Origin of the sequence: Micromonospora sp. WMMC241 (assembly GCF_027460165.1) — a bacterium.
GTDB lineage: Bacteria > Actinomycetota > Actinomycetes > Mycobacteriales > Micromonosporaceae > Micromonospora > Micromonospora humi.
In genome coordinates this window covers 3843227-3861346 of record NZ_JAPZBF010000001.1, presented here as the reverse complement: position 1 = coordinate 3861346, position 18120 = coordinate 3843227, and the positions used below count along the sequence as shown (strand labels likewise).

Below are 18120 nucleotides of genomic sequence, written 5' to 3'. Positions count from 1 at the left end.
GGCCGGGGGCCCTCGGGCTCCCGGCCCCCGGTAGGGGTTGTTGGCCCTCCGAACCCGCTCATAGGCTCCGGTCAAACAGCAGTGTCGTGCCGGGCGGCCAGTGTTCACCCGGTTCTCCATCGTCAATTCCGCGGTCGCCGGAACGGCTCATGCTGCCCGGAAAACGCTTGCCTGGACGGGTGAAACGAGTGGCGGACGAAGAGAAGTATCTCGGCTATCTCAAGCGGGTCACGACGGATCTGCGGCACGCGCGTCGCCGGCTGCGTGTCGCCGAGTCCCGCGAGCGCGAACCGATCGCGATCGTCGGGATGAGCTGCCGGTATCCCGGCGGCGTCACCTCGCCGGAGGAGCTGTGGCAGCTCGTCGCCGACGGCCGGGACGGCATCGGCGGCTTCCCGGCCGACCGCGGCTGGGCCACCGGCGAAGGCGACTACCGGCGCGAGGGCGGCTTCGTCCTGGACGCGGGCGACTTCGACGCCCGGCTCTTCGGCATCTCGCCGCGCGAGGCCCTCACCATGGACCCCCAGCAGCGCCTGACGCTGGAGGCCTGCTGGGAGGCGGTCGAGCGGGCCGGCATCAACCCGCAGAGCCTGCACGGCGACCAGGTCGGCGTCTTCATGGGCGCCCCGGTGTCCGGCTACGGCCTCGGCGCCGCCGACCTGCCGGCCGGAGCCGACGGACACCTGCTGACCGGCACCGCCGGCAGCGTCGTGTCCGGCCGGGTGGCGTACGCGCTCGGCCTCGAAGGCCCCGCCGTCACCATCGACACCGCCTGCTCGTCGTCGCTCGTCGCACTGCACCTGGCCGCCCAGGCGCTGCGACAGGGCGAGTGTTCGATGGCGCTCGCCGGCGGCGTCACCGTGCTCACCAGCCCCGGCATCTTCGCCGAGTTCGACAACCAGGGCGGCCTCGCCGGCGACGGCCGCTGCAAGCCGTTCGCCGACGCCGCCGACGGCACCGGTTGGTCCGAGGGCGTCGGCGTGCTGCTCGTCGAGCGGCTGTCGGACGCCCGCCGCAAGGGCCACCCGATCCTCGCCGTGGTCCGGGGGAGCGCGGTCAACTCCGACGGGGCCAGCAACGGGCTGACCGCACCGAACGGCCCCTCCCAGGAACGCGTCATCCTGCAGGCCCTCGCCAACGCGCGACTCGGCCCGGCCGACGTCGACGTGGTCGAGGCGCACGGCACCGGCACCCGGCTCGGTGACCCGATCGAGGCGCAGGCGCTGCTGGCGACGTACGGGCAGGACCGCCCGGAGGACCGCCCGGTCCGGCTCGGTTCGATCAAGTCGAACATCGGGCACACCCAGGCCGCGGCGGGCGCCGCCGGCCTGATCAAGATGGTCATGGCGATGCGGCACGACACCATGCCGCGCACCCTGCACGTGGACGCGCCGAGCAGTCACGTGGACTGGACCGCGGGCGCGGTCGAGCTGCTCACCGAGGCCCGCCCGTGGGCCCCCGGCGAGTCCCCGCGCCGGGCCGGCATCTCGTCCTTCGGCGTCAGCGGCACCAACGCGCACGTCATCCTGGAGGAGGCGCCGTCCGCCACCGCCCCGGTCGAGGACGAGTTCGGCGACGACGAGGGCGAGTCCGCTCCGTCGGTGGCCGAGGCACGACCGGTTGTGGAGGCCCCGTCGGTGCTCCCGTGGGTGCTGTCCGCGCGGACGCCGGAGGCGTTGCGGGCCCAGGCCGAACGGCTGCGGGCGTACGCGCTGGCGCGCCCGGAGCTGCGGCCGGTGGACGTGGGCGCGGCGCTGGTGTCGTCGCGGGCGTCGCTGGAGCACCGTGCGGTCGTCGTCGGGTCGGATCTCGCGTCCTTCGCGGCGGCGCTCGCCGAGGTCGAGGGCGGCCTGGTCGCGGGCCGGACCGCGTTCCTGTTCACCGGTCAGGGCGCGCAGCGGGTCGGGATGGGCGCCGGGCTGTCGGCGCGGTTCCCGGTGTTCGCGGAGGTGTTCGACGGCATCGTCGCCCGCTTCGACGGGCTGCGGGAGGCGCTGGAGTCCGAGGCGATCCATCGGACCGTGCACACCCAGGCCGGGCTGTTCGCGGTCGAGGTGGCGTTGTTCCGGCTGCTGGAGTCGTGGGGGGTCACGCCCGACTACCTGCTGGGCCACTCGATCGGTGAGGTCGCCGCCGCGCACGTCGCGGGGGTGCTGTCGCTCGACGACGCGGTCACGTTGGTGGCGGCGCGGGGCCGGCTGATGCAGGCGTTGCCGGCCGGCGGGGCGATGCTCGCGGTGCAGGCGTCCGAGGAGTCGGTGAGGCAGATCATCGCCGGCACGGGTGTCGACGTCGCGGCGGTCAACGGCCCGACCTCTGTCGTCGTCTCCGGCCCGGAGGAGAAGATCGACGCGTTGGCGCCACGGTTCGTCAAGGCGACCCGGTTGACGGTGTCGCACGCGTTCCACTCGTCGCTGATGGCGCCGATGCTCGCGGACTTCGCGGCCGCGATCGGGCACATCGAGTTCGGGGTGCCGCGTATTCCGGTGGTGTCGAACCTGACCGGTGAGCCGGTCGAGGAGTTCGACGCCGACTACTGGGTGCGGCACGTGCGCGAGGCGGTGCGCTTCGCCGACGGCATGACCTGGCTGGCGTCGCACGGGGTGACCCGCTGCGTGGAGGTCGGGCCCGCCGCCGTGCTCAGTGGCCCCGCCCAGGACGCGATCGCCGACGGGCTCTGCGTCGCGGCGCTCCGGAAGGACCGGGACGAGACCGAGGCGCTGCTGGTCGCGCTGGGCCGCCTGCACACCGCCGGAGTGACAGTGGACTGGCCGGCCATGTTCGCCGGGTGGGGTGGCGTGCCTGTCGACCTGCCGACCTACGCCTTCCAGCGGGACCGCTACTGGCTCACCCCGTCCGAGCCGGCGCCGGCGCCGGGCGGCGACGACAGTGGCTTCTGGTCCGCGGTGGAAGCGGCCGACCGGGACGGGCTCGTCGCCGAGCTGGGCCTGACCGCCGACGACGCGGCGGCGTTGGACGGCCTCCTGCCGTCCCTGTCCGCGTGGCGTCGCCGCCGTCGTTCGCAGGCCGTGGTGGAGGGCTGGCGGTACCGGGTCGGCTGGGCGCCGGCGGGGGAGCCGGCGTCGGCGGTGCTGTCGGGTACGTGGCTGGTGGTGTCGGACACGCCGGCGGATGACGTGGTGTCCGCGCTGGCGTCGGCGGGTGCCGAGGTGGTGCGGGCCGGCTCGGTGGCGGCGTTCGACGATGCGCGGGCGAGCTCGGTGATGGCGTCCGACGATGCGCGGGCGAGCTCGGTGATGGCGTCCGACGATGCGCGGACGAGCTCGGTGATGGCGTCCGACGATGTGCGGGCGGGTTCGGTGTCGGCGGTGGACGGCCTGCGCGGTGTGGTGTGGGTCGGCGGTGAGGGTTGGCCGCTGGTTGCCGCGTTGCAGGAGGTCGCCGCCGCGGGCATCACCGCGCCGGTGTGGGCGGTGACCCGTGGCGCGGTCGCGGTGGGTCGGTCGGAGTCGGTGACCGATGTCCCCGCCGCGACGGTGTGGGGTGTGGGCCGGGTCGCCGCGCTGGAGATGCCGCAGTCGTGGGGCGGTCTGGTCGACGTTCCGGCGGTCCTGGGGGAGCGGGAGGGTCGCCGCTTCGCGGCGGTGCTCGCCGGGGCCGGTGAGGACCAGGTCGCCGTTCGTCCGTCGGGGGTGTTCGTCCGCAGGTTACGGCAGGCGTCTCCGGTGGGTTCGGTGGCTCCGGTGGCGCTGTCCGGCACGGTGTTGATCACGGGTGGGACGGGTGCGCTGGGTGCGCGTGCGGCGCGGTGGGTGGTGCGTCGCGGCGCGTCGCGGGTGGTGCTGCTGTCGCGCCGGGGCGAGCAGGCGCCGGGTGTCGGCGATCTCGTCGCCGAGCTGACCGGCCTGGGCGCCGAGGTGTCGGTGGTGGCGTGTGATGTGGCCGACCGGGACGCGGTCCAGCGTGTGGTGGCCGGTGTCGCCGGGCTGACCGGTGTGGTGCACGCGGCCGGGGTGTCCGGCATGGAGAACCTGTCCGAGGTGACGGCGGAGTCGTTCGGGGCGGTGCTGTCGGGCAAGGTGTCCGGTGCGCTGCACCTGGACGAGGTGACCGCCGGCCTGGATCTCGACCTGTTCCTGGTGTTCTCGTCGATCGCGGGTGTGTGGGGCAGCGGCGGTCAGGCCGCCTATGCCGCCGGTAACGCGGCGTTGGACGCGCTCGTGGAGTCCCGGCGCGCGGCCGGGAAGGCGGGCACCGCGATCGCCTGGGGTCCGTGGGCCGAGGGCGGGATGGCGGGCGAGGCGGGTGCCGCGGACTATCTGGCGCGCCGTGGCCTGAGCGCGATGGACCCGGATCTGGCGATGCGGGCCCTGGCGTTGGCGGTCGACGCCGGTGACGTCACCACGACGGTCGCCGACGTGGACTGGTCACGGTTCGTCCCGACGTTCGCCGCCCAGCGGCCGGCGCCGCTGTTCGGCGAGCTTGTGGTGGCCGAGGAGGCGGTCGCGGACGGCGGACTGGCCGCCCGCCTCGCGGGCCTGTCCGACGCCGAACGGCGTCGGGAACTTTTGGCCTTGGTGCGGGCGCAGACCGCGAAGGCCCTGGGCTATTCCGGGGCGGCGCAGGTGGAGGCCGGGACGGCGTTCCGGGACCTGGGTATCGACTCGGTGACCGCGGTGGAGGTGAAGAGCCGCATCAACGCGGCCACCGGCCTGCACCTCGGGTCGTCGCTGGTGTTCGACCATCCGACGCCGCAGGTCCTCGCCGACCACCTCCTCGACGCGTTGGGACTGGCCGGCTCGGGAGACGCTCCCGTTGCCACCGTGACGCAGCCGCTCACCGGCGACGACGTCGTCATCGTGGGGATGGCGTGCCGGTATCCCGGTGGCGTGCAGTCACCCGAAGACCTGTGGCGGCTGGTCGCCGGTGGCGCCGACGGCATGTCGACGTTCCCGGTCGACCGTGGTTGGGCCGTTCCCGCCGACGCGTCGTACTCGGCGGTCGGCGGTTTCGTACCGACCGCCACGCAGTTCGACGCGGGTCTGTTCGGGATCTCGCCGCGTGAGGCGGTGGCGATGGATCCGCAGCAGCGGCTGTTGTTGGAGGTGTCGTGGGAGACCCTCGAACGCTCCGGGGTGGATCCGCGGTCGTTGCGCGGGCGGCCGGTGGGTGTGTTCGTGGGGGCGTCGAATTCGGGTTACGGCACGGGTGGGTTGTTCGCGGAGACCGGTGACGGTCACGTCCTGACCGGTACGGCGAACAGTGTGATCTCGGGTCGGGTGTCGTACTCGTTCGGGTTCGAGGGCCCGGCGATGACGGTGGACACGGCGTGTTCGTCGTCGTTGGTGGCGTTGCATCTGGCGGCGCAGGCGTTGCGTTCTGGTGAGTGTGATCTGGCGCTTGCCGGTGGGGTCACGGTGATCACGGGTCCGGAGGTGTTCGCGGAGTTCGCCCGCCAGGACGGCCTGTCGTCGGACGGCCGGTGCAAGTCGTTCGCCGGGAGCGCGGACGGCACGGGGTGGGCCGAGGGCGCCGGGATGCTGCTGGTGGAGCGGTTGTCGGACGCGCGGCGCAACGGGCACCGGATCCTGGCCGTGGTTTCCGGCAGTGCCGTGAATCAGGACGGCGCGTCGAACGGCCTGACCGCGCCGAACGGTCCGGCGCAGCAGCGGGTGATCCGGCAGGCCCTGGCCAGCGCCGGGTTGACGACCGCCGACGTGGACGCGGTGGAGGCCCACGGCACCGGCACGAAACTCGGTGACCCGATCGAGGCGCAGGCGTTGCTGGCCACGTACGGGCAGGACCGTGAGCAGCCGTTGTGGTTGGGTTCGATCAAGTCGAACATCGGGCACACCCAGGCCGCGGCCGGTGTCGCCGGGATCATCAAGATGATCCTGGCGATGCGCCACGGTGTGCTGCCGGCGACGCTGCACGTGGACGAGCCGTCCCCGCACGTGGACTGGTCCGCCGGAGCGGTGGAGCTGCTCACGGCGGCGCGGCCGTGGGAGCCGAACGGCCACACCAGGCGGGCGGCGGTGTCCGCGTTCGGGATCAGCGGCACCAACGCGCACGTGATCCTGGAAGAGCCGGCCGCGCGACCGACGGAGGTCGAGGCGCCCGAGGTCGACGGTCCGCTGCCGTGGCTGGTGTCGGCCCGCTCGCCGCAGGCGCTGGCCGAGCAGACCGTCCGCCTGCACGACGTCGTGGCTGCCGATCCGGAGCTGGACCCGGCGGCGGTGGCGTGGTCGCTGGCGACCGGCCGGGCCGCGCTGGAGCACCGCACGGTGGTGCTGGCCGGAAGCCGTGCGGACTTCCTGGCCGGCCTGCGGGCGCCGGCGGTGTCGGGCGTGACCGGCGAAGGTGGTCTGGCGCTGCTGTTCACCGGTCAGGGCGCGCAACGCGTCGGCATGGGCGCCGGCCTGTACACCAGGTATCCGGTGTTCGCGGAGGCGTTCGACGGGATCTGCGCCCGCTTCGACCAGCTCCTCGACATGCCGCTGCCCGACGCTATCGGCTCCGACGCGATCCATCAGACGGCGTACACGCAGGCCGGCCTGTTCGCCGTCGAGGTGGCGCTGTTCCGGCTCCTCGAATCCTGGGGCGTCACCCCCGACCACCTGCTGGGCCACTCGATCGGCGAGATCGCCGCCGCCCACGTCGCGGGTGTCATGTCGCTCGACGACGCGGTCACGCTCGTCGCGGCGCGCGGTCGGTTGATGCAGGCGCTGCCGGCCGGCGGCGCGATGCTCGCGGTGCAGGCGTCCGAGGCCGAGGTCCGGTCGATGCTGGCCGGCGGCGTGGACGTCGCCGCCGTCAACGGCCCGACGTCGGTCGTCATCTCCGGCCCGGCGCACGCGATCGACGAGCTGGCGCCGCGCTTCGCCAAGACGACGCGGTTGACGGTGTCGCACGCGTTCCACTCCGCGCTGATGGAGCCGATGCTCGCCGAGTTCGCGACCGCGATCGCGCACATCGACCACGCCCAGCCCCGCATCCCGGTGGTGTCGAACCTGACCGGCGAGCCGGTGGCGGAGTTCAGCGCCGACTACTGGGTGCGGCACGTACGGGAGGCGGTCCGCTTCGACGACGGCATGCGGTGGCTGGCGTCGCACGGGGTGACCCGCTGCCTGGAGGTCGGACCGACCGGGGTGCTGTCCGCGATGGCCGCCCCGGAACTCGCCGCCGTCCCGGCGTTGCGCAAGGACCGCGACGAGGCGTCCACGCTGCTGGCCGCCGTCGGGCGGCTCTGGACCGTCGGCGTGCCCGTCGACTGGACCGCGATCCTGCCCGCCGCGCCCCGCGTCGACCTGCCGACGTACGCGTTCCAGCGCGACCACTACTGGCTGACCCCGATCGAGCTGCCGACGACGCACACGGACCCGGTCGACGCGGCGTTCTGGCAGGCGGTCGAGGGTGAGAGCCTGCACGACCTGCTGCACACCGACGTCCCGGCCTCGCTGGGCGCCGCGCTCGCCGAGTGGCGCCGCGACCGGCTCGCCGCCACCGAGGTGGCCTCCTGGCGCTACGACGTCACCTGGCGCCCGGTCGCGGACTCCCCGCAGCCGTCCTCCGGCACCTGGCTCGTCCTGGCCCCGGTGGCCGGAACGGCCGACGCGTTCCTGGGCGGCACCGGCCTCCACCTCGTCGAGTTGGTCGTCACGGCCGACGACCTGGACCGGCAGGCGCTGGCGGCCGCGATCACCGCCTCCACCCGTACCGTCGACGACCTGGCCGGCGTGGTGTCGCTGCTCCCGGTCGGCTCACCGGCCGACGCCCACCACGGTCTCCTGACCACGGTGCAGGCAGTGGCCGACAGCGGCGTGCCGGCCCGCCTCTGGTGGGTCACCCGCGGCGCGGTGTCGATCGGCCGCTCCGACCCACTGACCGACGTCGCGGGTTCCGTGGTCTGGGGCGCCGGCCGGGTCGCGGCCCTGGAGCTGCCGGAGCTGTGGGGCGGCCTCGTCGACGTGCCGGCCGAGACCGACGAGCGGACCCGCCGGCGCCTGGCAGACCTCCTCGGCGGTGCCGAGGACCAGGTCGCCGTGCGCTCCTCTGGCGTCTACGTCCGCCGGCTGCGGCCCGCGGCGACCTCGCCCCGGCCACCGGCCCCCCGGACGTGGGACGGCACGGTCCTGGTCACCGGCGGCACCGGCGCGCTCGGCGGGCACGTGGCCCGCTGGCTGGTCGGCCGCGGCGTACGCCGCCTGGTGTTGACCTCCCGCCGGGGGATGGACGCCCCCGGCGCCGCCGACCTGGTGGCCGAACTCTCGCCCGCGCAGGTGTCGGTGGTGGCCTGCGACGTCTCCGACCGCGCCCAGGTGGCCGACCTGCTGGCCGGAATCCCGGACCTGTCCGGCGTGGTCCACGCGGCCGGCGTCTCCGGGGTGGGCCTGCTCACCGAGACCGACGCGGAGGACTTCGCCGAGGTCGTCCGGGGCAAGGTCGCCGGCGCCGTCCACCTGGACGCCCTGACCGGCGACCTGGACCTGTTCGTGGTCTTCTCGTCGATCTCCGGTGTCTGGGGCAGCGGCGGCCAGGCCGCCTACTCGGCCGGCAACGCGTTCCTGGACGCGCTGGTGCAGTCGCGGCGCGCGCGGGGCAAGGCCGGTACGGCGGTGGCGTGGGGCCCGTGGGCCGAGGCCGGGATGCTCGTCACCGAGGAGGGCGCCGAGGACTACCTGCGCCGTCGCGGGCTGCGCCCGATGTCGCCGGCGCTGGCCGTCCAGGCGCTGGCCGAGGCGGTCGACGCCGACACCGGTTGCCTGACCGTCGCCGACGTCGACTGGCCACAGTTCACCGCGCTCTTCACCGCCGGCCGGCCCAGCCCGTTCCTCGCCGACGTCGTTCCGGCCGAGGCACCCGCCTCCCCGCCCAGCCGGTCCGAATCCCGGTTCGCGGCCATGACCGCCGCCGAGCGGCGCGCCCTCCTGCTCGGCGAGGTACGGTCCGCCGTCGCCGGGGTGCTCGGCTACGACACCGTCGAGCGGATCGCGCCCGGCAGGGCGTTCAAGGACCTCGGCATCGACTCGCTCACCGCGGTCGAGCTGCGCGACCGGCTGCAGACGCTCACCGGACTGACGCTGCCGGCCGGCCTGGTGTTCGACTATCCCAGCGCGGCGCAGCTCGCCCAGCACCTCGACGTGCTCCTGGGCGGTGGCGGCGCTCCCGCCGAGGCCGCGCCCCCGACCACCGTCGCGGACGACGAGCCGATCGCCATCATCGCGATGAGCTGCCGCTTCCCCGGCGGTGTCCGCACCCCCGAGGAACTCTGGGAGTTCGTGCGCGACGGCGGGGACGCCGTGGCCGACTTCCCCACCGATCGAGGCTGGACCACCGACACCTCCGGCCTGTACGCACCGCTCGGCGCCTTCGTCCACGACGCCGGCGACTTCGACGCCGAGCTGTTCGGCATCGCCCCGCGTGAGGCGCTGGCGATGGACCCGCAGCAGCGGCTCTTCCTCCAGGCGAGCTGGGAGGCGTTCGAGCGGGCCGGTCTCGACCCGCTCGGGCTGGCCGGCAGCCGCACCGGTGTCTTCGCCGGCACCAACGGCCAGGACTACGCGGCCCTGCTGCTGCACAGCGCTGTCGACAGCTACGTCAGCACCGGCAACGCCGCCGCGGTGCTCTCCGGCCGCACCTCGTACGCGTTCGGGTTGGAAGGCCCCGCGGTCACCGTCGACACCGCCTGCTCCTCGTCACTGGTGGCCCTGCACCTGGCGATGCAGGCGCTCCGCAACGGCGAGTGCGACCTGGCCCTGGCCGGCGGCGTCACCGTCATGGCGACCCCCGGCGCGTTCGCCGAGTTCGGCCGGCAGGACGGCCTGGCCGCCGACGGGCGCTGCAAGCCGTTCGCGCAGGCGGCCGACGGCACCGGCTGGGGCGAGGGCGTGGGCATCCTCCTCGTCGAGCGCCTGGCCGACGCGCGGCGCCACCAGCACCGCGTGCTCGCCGTGGTCCGGGGCTCCGCGGTCAACCAGGACGGCGCGTCGAACGGCCTGACCGCGCCGAACGGGCCCGCGCAGCAACGGGTCATCCAGCAGGCGCTGGCCAGCGCCCGACTGGCCCCCACGGACGTGGACGCCGTCGAGGCGCACGGCACCGGCACCCGCCTCGGCGACCCGATCGAGGCGCAGGCGCTGCTGGCCACCTACGGGCAGGACCGGGACCGGCCGCTCTGGTTGGGCTCGGTCAAGTCGAACATCGGCCACACCCAGGCGGCGGCCGGGGTGGCCGGCATCGTCAAGATGGTGATGGCGCTGCAGGCGGGTGTCCTGCCGCCGACGTTGCACGTCGACGAGCCGACCCACCACGTCGACTGGTCCGGCGGCGCCGTCGAGCTGCTCACCGAGGCGCGCGACTGGCAGCCGGGTGACCGCCCGCGTCGCGTCGGCGTCTCGTCCTTCGGCGTCAGCGGCACCAACGCCCATGTGATCATCGAGGAGGCGCCCGACCGGTCACCGGCCGAGCAGCCGGCGACGGTCGAGGCGCCCGAGGCCGACGGTCCGTCGGCGCGGCCGTCGGCCGAGCAGCTCGTGGTCGAGGGTCCGTTGCCGTGGTTGGTGTCGGCGCGGTCGGCCGAGGCGCTCGCCGGGCAGGTGGAGCGGTTGCGCGACGTCGTGGCGGCTGATCCGGGGCTGGACGCTGCCGGGGTGGCGTGGTCGTTGGCGACCGGTCGGGCGGCGTTGGAGCACCGTGCGGTGGTGCTGGGTGGCACGCGCGAGGACTTCCTGGCCGGCCTCGGGGCGCCTGCGGTGTCGGGTGCGGTGTCCGAGGGTGCTCTGGCGTTCCTGTTCACCGGCCAGGGTGCGCAGCGGATCTCGATGGGTGCCGGGCTGGCGGCGCGATTCCCGGTGTTCGCGGCCGCGTTCGACGGGATCTGCGCCCGTTTCGACCAGCTCCTCGACGTGCCGTTGCGGGAGGCCATCGACTCCGAGGCGATCCATCTGACCGGGTACACGCAGGCCGGCCTGTTCGCCGTCGAGGTGGCGTTGTTCCGGCTGGTCGAGTCGTGGGGGGTCACCCCGGACTTCCTGTTGGGTCACTCGATCGGTGAGATCGCGGCGGCGCATGTCGCGGACGTGCTGTCGCTGGACGACGCGGTCACGCTGGTGGCGGCGCGGGGTCGGTTGATGCAGGCGTTGCCGACCGGCGGCGCGATGCTGGCGGTGCAGGGGACCGAGGAGTCGGTGCGGGAGGTCATCGCCGGCGCCGGTGTCGATGTCGCGGCGGTCAACGGTCCGACGTCGATCGTGGTCTCGGGCCCGGCGGAGGCGATCGACGCGCTGGCGCCGCGGTTCGCCAAGGCGACCCGGTTGACGGTGTCGCACGCGTTCCACTCGTCGCTGATGGAGCCGATGCTCGCGGAGTTCGCGTCGGCGATCGAAAGCATCACGTACGCCCCGCCGCGTGTTCCGGTGGTGTCCAACCTGACCGGCGAGCCGGTGCAGGAGTTCACCGCCGACTACTGGGTGCGCCACGTCCGGGAGGCGGTGCGCTTCGCCGACGGCATGCGGTGGCTGGCGGCCAACGGGGTGACCCGGTGCCTGGAGGTCGGGCCGGCGGGCGTGCTGTCCGCGCTGGCCGCATCGGACCTCACCTGCGTCGCGGCGCTGCGCAAGGACCGCGACGAGGCGTCGACGGTGCTGGAGGCGGCCGCGAAGCTGTGGACGATCGGCGTGCCTGTCGACTGGACCGCGATCCTGCCCGCCGCGCCCCGCGTCGACCTGCCCACCTACGCCTTCCAGGGCCGCCGGTTCTGGCCGCGCCTGGACCGGGCCCTCACCGGCGACATGGAGGCGGCCGGCCTGGGCCGCGCCGAACACCCGCTGCTCGGGGCGACGGTGTCCATCGCCGGCGGCGACGGGCTGCTGCTGACCGGCCGGCTGTCCGCCCAGCGGCAGCCGTGGCTCGCCGACCACGTGGTGCTCGGCCGTACCGTGCTGCCCGGCACCGCCTTCGTCGAACTCGCCACCTCGGCCGGACGCCAGACCGGGCGGCCGGTGCTGGAGGAACTCACCATCGAAGCTCCGCTGGTGCTGCCCGCCGACGGGGTCCAGCTCCAGGTCAGCGTCGGCGCCGACGACGGGGCCGGGCACGTGCCGGTCAACATCTGGTCGCGGACCGGGCCGGACGCGCCCTGGCAGCGGCACGCCACCGGCAGCCTCACCGCGCACACGCCGGACCGGCCCGCCGCCGACCTGTCGACGTGGCCCCCGGCCGACGCCACCGCCATCGACCTCGACGGCTTCTACGACCAGCTCGCCGACCGGGCCGGCCTGGCCTACGGCCCGGCGTTCCGGGGCCTGCGGGCCGCCTGGCGCTCCGCGGACGCGGTCCACGCCGAGGTGGCGCTGCCCGAGGACGCCCGACCCGAGGCGGCCGCGTACGGTCTGCACCCGGCCCTGCTGGACGCCGCGCTGCACGCCATCGGGCTCAGCGACCTGGCCGGGGAGGGCGCCACCCGGCTGCCGTTCGCCTGGTCGGACGTGCGCCTGCTCGCCACCGGCGCCGGCGTGCTGCGGGTGCGGCTGTCCGCCACCGGATCGTCCGGCATCGCCATCGACGTGGCCGACGGCACGGGCGCGCAGGTGGCCCGCATCGGCCGGCTGTCGATGCGCGCCGTCACCGCCGACGCGTTGGAGCGGCCGGCGCCGGTCACCGACGGCTCCCTCTACACCGTGGACTGGACCCCGTTGCCCGCCCCGGCGGGCGGCTCGGCTCCCTTCGCCGCGATCGGCGTGGACGAGCGGGCCGGCGCCGCCACCACGTACCCCGGTTTCGCCGATCTGCGCGACGCCGCGCAACTCCCGGACCTGGTCCTGTGGCAGATCGCCGGCCCGGACCGCGACGGCCTCGCGGCCGCCGCCCACACGCTGACCACCGAGGCGCTCGACGCCGCCCGGGCGTGGCTGGCCGACGACCGCTTCACCGACACCCGGCTGGCGGTCCTCACCAGCGGCGCCGTGCCCGCGACCGGTCCGGTCGCCGACCCGGCGGCGAGCGCGGCCTGGGGTCTGCTGCGCTCGGCGCAGAGCGAGAACCCGGGCCGGATCGTGCTCGTCGACATCGACGGCGACGACCGTTCGTGGTCGCTGCTCGGCGCGGCAGTGCGAGGGGACGAGCCGGAACTCGCCCTGCGGGCCGGGACGGTCCTCGCGCCGCGCCTGATCACCGCGCCGAGCCGGCTCGACCTGCCGGCGGCTGCCGGGTCGTGGCGGGTTGCCCCGGGTGGTGACGGCGCGTTGTCGAGCCTCGGTGTCGTCGAGGTTCCGATCGTGGGGCTGGCCGCCGGTGAGGTGCGGATTGCGGTTCGCGCGGTGGGGGTGAACTTCCGTGACGTGCTGCTGGGTCTGGGGGTCTATCCCGACCCGTCGGCGGTGATGGGTTCCGAGGGTGCGGGTGTGGTGGTCGAGGTCGGCCCGGACGTGTCGGGTCTGGCGGTGGGTGATCGGGTGTTCGGCCTGTTCCACGGTGGGTTCGCGCCGCAGGTGGTGGCGGATCACCGGGTGGTGGCGCGGATGCCGCAGGGGTGGTCGTTCGCGCAGGGCGCGGCGGTGCCGATGGCGTTCCTGACGGCCTGGTACGGGCTGCGGGATCTGGGCGGGTTGCGGGCCGGTGAGCGGGTGTTGGTGCACGCCGCTGCCGGTGGTGTCGGTTCGGCGGCGGTGCAGCTGGCCCGGTTGTGGGGTGCGGAGGTGTTCGCGACGGCGTCGCCGGCGAAGTGGGCGGCCGTCGAGGCGCTCGGCGTCGAGCCCGGTCACATCGCGTCGTCGCGGGATCTCGGGTTCGCGGGCGTGTTCGGCGGTGTGGACGTGGTGTTGGACTCGCTTGCCGGTGAGTTCGTGGACGCGTCGTTGGGCATGCTGCGCCCGGGTGGTCGGTTCGTGGAGATGGGTAAGGCCGACATCCGCGACGCCGCGCAGGTCGAGCGGGAGCGTGGGGTCTGGTACAAGGCGTTCGACCTGTCGGAGGCGGGCGCGGATCGCACGGCGGTGATGCTGGCCGAGCTGGTGGCGTTGTTCGAGTCGGGGGAGCTGCGGCTGTTGCCGCCGACGGTGGCGGACGTGCGGGAGTTGCCGGGTGTGCTCGGGACGATGAGTCGTGGGGCGCACGTCGGGAAGAACGTGGTCCTGGTGCCCCGGCCGGTCGACGGGCCGGTGCTGATCACCGGTGGCACCGGTGGGTTGGGTGCGTTGGTGGCGGCGCATCTGGTCGAGGCGCACGGGGTGCGGGATCTGGTGCTGGTGAGTCGTTCCGGCGGTCCGGCGCCGGAGTTGGACGCGCGGGTGCGGGTGATCGCGGCCGACGTCACCGACCGCGCCGCCCTGGCCGCGGTGATCGACGGCATCGACGACCTCGCCGGCATCGTGCACTGCGCCGGTGTCCTCGACGACGGCGTCTTCACCAGCCTGACCGCCGAGCGGGTGGCCGGGGTCATGGCGCCCAAGGTCGACGCCGTGGTGCACCTCGACGAGCTGACCCGCAACCGGGACCTCGCGCTGTTCACCGTCTTCTCCTCGATCTCCGCCGTGTTCGGCACCGCCGGCCAGGCCGGATACTCGGCCGCCAACGCGTTCCTCGACGGCTTCGTCTCGTACCGTCGCGGTCTCGGTCTGGTCGGTCAGTCCCTCGGCTGGGGATTGTGGGCCAACGCCGCGGGCATGGGCGGCGCGGTGGCCGCGCGCGTCGGCGGCGGCCTGTCCGACGAGCTGGGCCTTGCCCTGTTCGACGCCGCTCACCGGCTGCCCGACGCGCACGTGGTCCCGGCGCGGCTTGACCTCGACGCGGTACGGGCCTCGGGGACGGTGCCGCCGCTGCTGCGCCGGCTGGTCACCACCGCGGTCCGCCGGGCCGACGACGGCGGCGTCACGGGCCCCGACCTGGCGCGACGCCTCGTCGGGCTGGCGGACGCCGATCAGGACCGGCTGCTGACCGACGTGGTGTGCACGGCCGCCGCCGGGGTGCTCGGCCACGGCTCCGGCGACGCGGTCCAACCGACCCGGGCGTTCAAGGACCTCGGGTTCGACTCGCTCACCTCCGTCGAGCTGCGCAACCGGCTGAACACCGCGACCGGGCTGCGGTTGCCCGCCACGCTGGTATTCGACTACCCCACCCCGGTCGTCCTGGCCGGCTGGCTGCGCACCGAACTGCTCGGCGCGCCGGCCCCGCAACAGGCACGGATCGTCCGGACCGCCACCGACGACGACGCGATCGCGATCGTCGGCATGGCCTGCCGCTACCCGGGCGGCGCCAACAGCCCCGACGACCTCTGGCGGCTCGTCACCGACGGCACGGATGCGATCGGCCCGTTCCCGACCGACCGCGGCTGGGCCGCCGACGCCGCCGACTACGTACGCCAGGGCGGCTTCATCGACGACGCGACCGCGTTCGACTCCCGCCTCTTCGGCATCTCGCCGCGCGAGGCCCTGACCATGGACCCGCAACAGCGGGTGCTCCTCGAAGCCTGCTGGGAGGTCCTCGAGCGGGCCGGGTTCGACCCCGAGTCGCTGCGCGGTGAGCCGGTCGGCGTCTTCATCGGCTCGTCCTCGTCCGGCTACGGCACCGCCGGCCCGCTGCCGGACGGCGCGGAGACCCACGCGCTCACCGGCACCGCGCCGAGTGTGATCAGCGGACGGGTCGCGTACACCTTCGGCATCGAAGGTCCCGCGGTCACCGTCGACACGGCCTGCTCCTCGTCGCTGGTCGCCCTGCACCTCGCCGCCCAGGCGCTGCGGTCGGGGGAGTGCACGATGGCCCTCACCGGCGGTGTCACCGTGCTGGCCGGCGCCGACATCTTCCCGAGCTTCGACAGCCAGGGCGGCCTGGCCGGCGACGGCCGGTGCAAGCCGTTCTCGGCCGACGCCGACGGCACCGGCTGGTCCGAGGGCGTCGGCGTGCTGCTCGTCGAGAAGCTCTCCGACGCCCGGCGCCACGGCCACCAGGTGCTGGCCGTGGTCCGCGGCACCGCGGTCAACTCCGACGGCGCGTCCAACGGGCTGACCGCCCCCAACGGGCCGTCGCAGCAGCGGGTCATCACGCAGGCCCTCGCGAACGCCCGGCTCACCCCGGCCGACATCGACGTGGTCGAGGCGCACGGCACCGGCACCGCGCTCGGTGACCCGATCGAGGCGCAGGCGCTGCTCGCCACGTACGGCCGGCAGCGGCCCGCCGACCAGCCGCTGCGGCTCGGCTCGATCAAGTCCAACATCGGCCACACCCAGTCCGCGGCCGGCGTCGCCGGCATCATCAAGATGGTGCTGGCCATGCGGCACGGCGAGCTGCCGCGCACGCTGCACGCCCGGACCCCGTCCGAGCACATCGACTGGACCTCCGGCGCCCTGCACCTGCTGACCGAACCGGTCGCCTGGCCGGCGGGCGACCGGCCGCGCCGGGCGGCGGTGTCGTCCTTCGGCATCAGCGGCACCAACGCCCACGTGGTGCTCGAGGAGGCGCCCACCCCGGTCTCCACGCCGGCCCCGGCCGAGCCGGTCGCCGGACCGGTGCCGTGGGTGCTGTCCGCCCGGACGCCGGCGGCGCTGCGGGCCCAGGCCGAACGGCTCCGGGAGTACGTGCTGGCGCGGCCCGAGTCACGGCCGGCGGACGTCGGCGCGGCGCTGGTGTCGACCCGGGCCGTCCTCGATCACCGTGCGGTGGTCGTGGGATCGGACCTGGCGTCGTTCGCGGCGGCGCTGGCGGACCTCGAAACCGGAGCCGGCGGCACCGGTACGGGCCGCACCGCGTTCCTGTTCACCGGCCAGGGCGCCCAGCGGATCGGGATGGGCGCCGGCCTGGCTGAGCGGTTCCCGCTCTTCGCCGAGACGTTCGACGGCATCGTCGCCCGCTTCGACGGGCTGCGCGAGGCCCTGGAGTCCGACGCGATCCACCGGACCGTGCACACCCAGGCCGGGCTGTTCGCGGTCGAGGTCGCGCTCTACCGGCTGTTCGAGTCCTGGGGCGTCACCCCGGACTACCTGCTGGGGCACTCGATCGGTGAGATCGCCGCCGCGCACGTGGCGAGCGTGCTGTCGCTGGACGACGCGGTCACGCTGGTGGCGGCGCGCGGCCGGTTGATGCAGGCGCTGCCGGCCGGCGGCGCGATGCTCGCGGTGCAGGCGTCCGAGGCCGACGTGCGCAAGGCGATCGGCCGTCGGAAGATCGACGTGGCCGCGGTCAACGGGCCGAACTCCGTTGTCGTCTCCGGCAGGGCCGCCGCCGTCGACAAGCTCGCGGCGCGCTTCCCGAAGACCACCCGGCTCACCGTGTCGCACGCGTTCCACTCGTCGCTGATGGAGCCGATGCTGGCCGACTTCGCGGCGGCGATCGCGCACATCGACTTCGCGCCGCCGCGCATTCCGGTGGTGTCGAACCTGACCGGCGAGCCGGTCGAGGAGTTCACCGCCGACTACTGGGTGCGCCACGTGCGGGAGGCGGTGCGCTTCGACGACGGCATGTCCTGGCTCGCCGACCACGGCGTCACCCGGTGCCTGGAGATCGGCCCGAGGGGCGTGCTGTCCGCGACGGCGGCACCGGACCTCACCTACGTCGCCGCGCTGCGCCGGGACCGCGACGAGGCCACGACCGTCCTGGAGGCGGCCGGACGACTGTGGACCGCGGGCGTACCCGTCGACTGGACGGCGATCCTGCCGGCCGCGCCACGGGTCGACCTGCCGACGTACCCGTTCCAGCGCGACCGCTACTGGCTGATGCCCGCCGAGACGACCGCGATCACCGGCGCCGAGGACGGCGCGTTCTGGTCGGCGGTGGAACGCGGCGACCACGAGGGCCTCGCCGGTGAACTCGACGGCGTGGACGCGGGAGCGCTGGAGCGCATGCTGCCGGCCCTGTCCGCGTGGCGTCACCGGCGTCGGTCAGAGGGCGTGGTGGAGGGATGGCGCTACCGGGTCGGCTGGGCGCCGGCGCCCGAGCCGGCGCCGGCGGTGCTGTCGGGCACATGGCTGGTGCTGTCGGAGACGGACGCCGACGACATCGTCGCGGCGCTGGCGTCGGCGGGTGCCGAGGTGGTGCGGTCGAGTTCCGTCACGGTCGTCGACGGCCTGCGAGGTGTGGTCTGGACCGGCGGCGAGGGTTGGCCGATGGTGGCCGCGCTGAAGGAGGTCGCTGCCGTCGGGATCACCGCGCCGGTGTGGGCGGTGACGCGTG

The 18120-nt window shown here is 74.4% G+C and carries 1 protein-coding gene (running past one end of the window); it reads left to right on the top strand.

Annotation, left to right across the window (positions count from 1 at the left end):
• Positions 1 to 188 precede the first annotated feature (188 nt).
• Positions 189 to 18120 carry the 5' portion of a type I polyketide synthase gene (locus O7598_RS17570; protein ID WP_269692419.1) on the top strand. It continues 15947 nt past the right edge of the window, so only the first 17932 of its 33879 coding nucleotides appear in the window; the start codon lies at positions 189 to 191; the stop codon falls past the right edge of the window.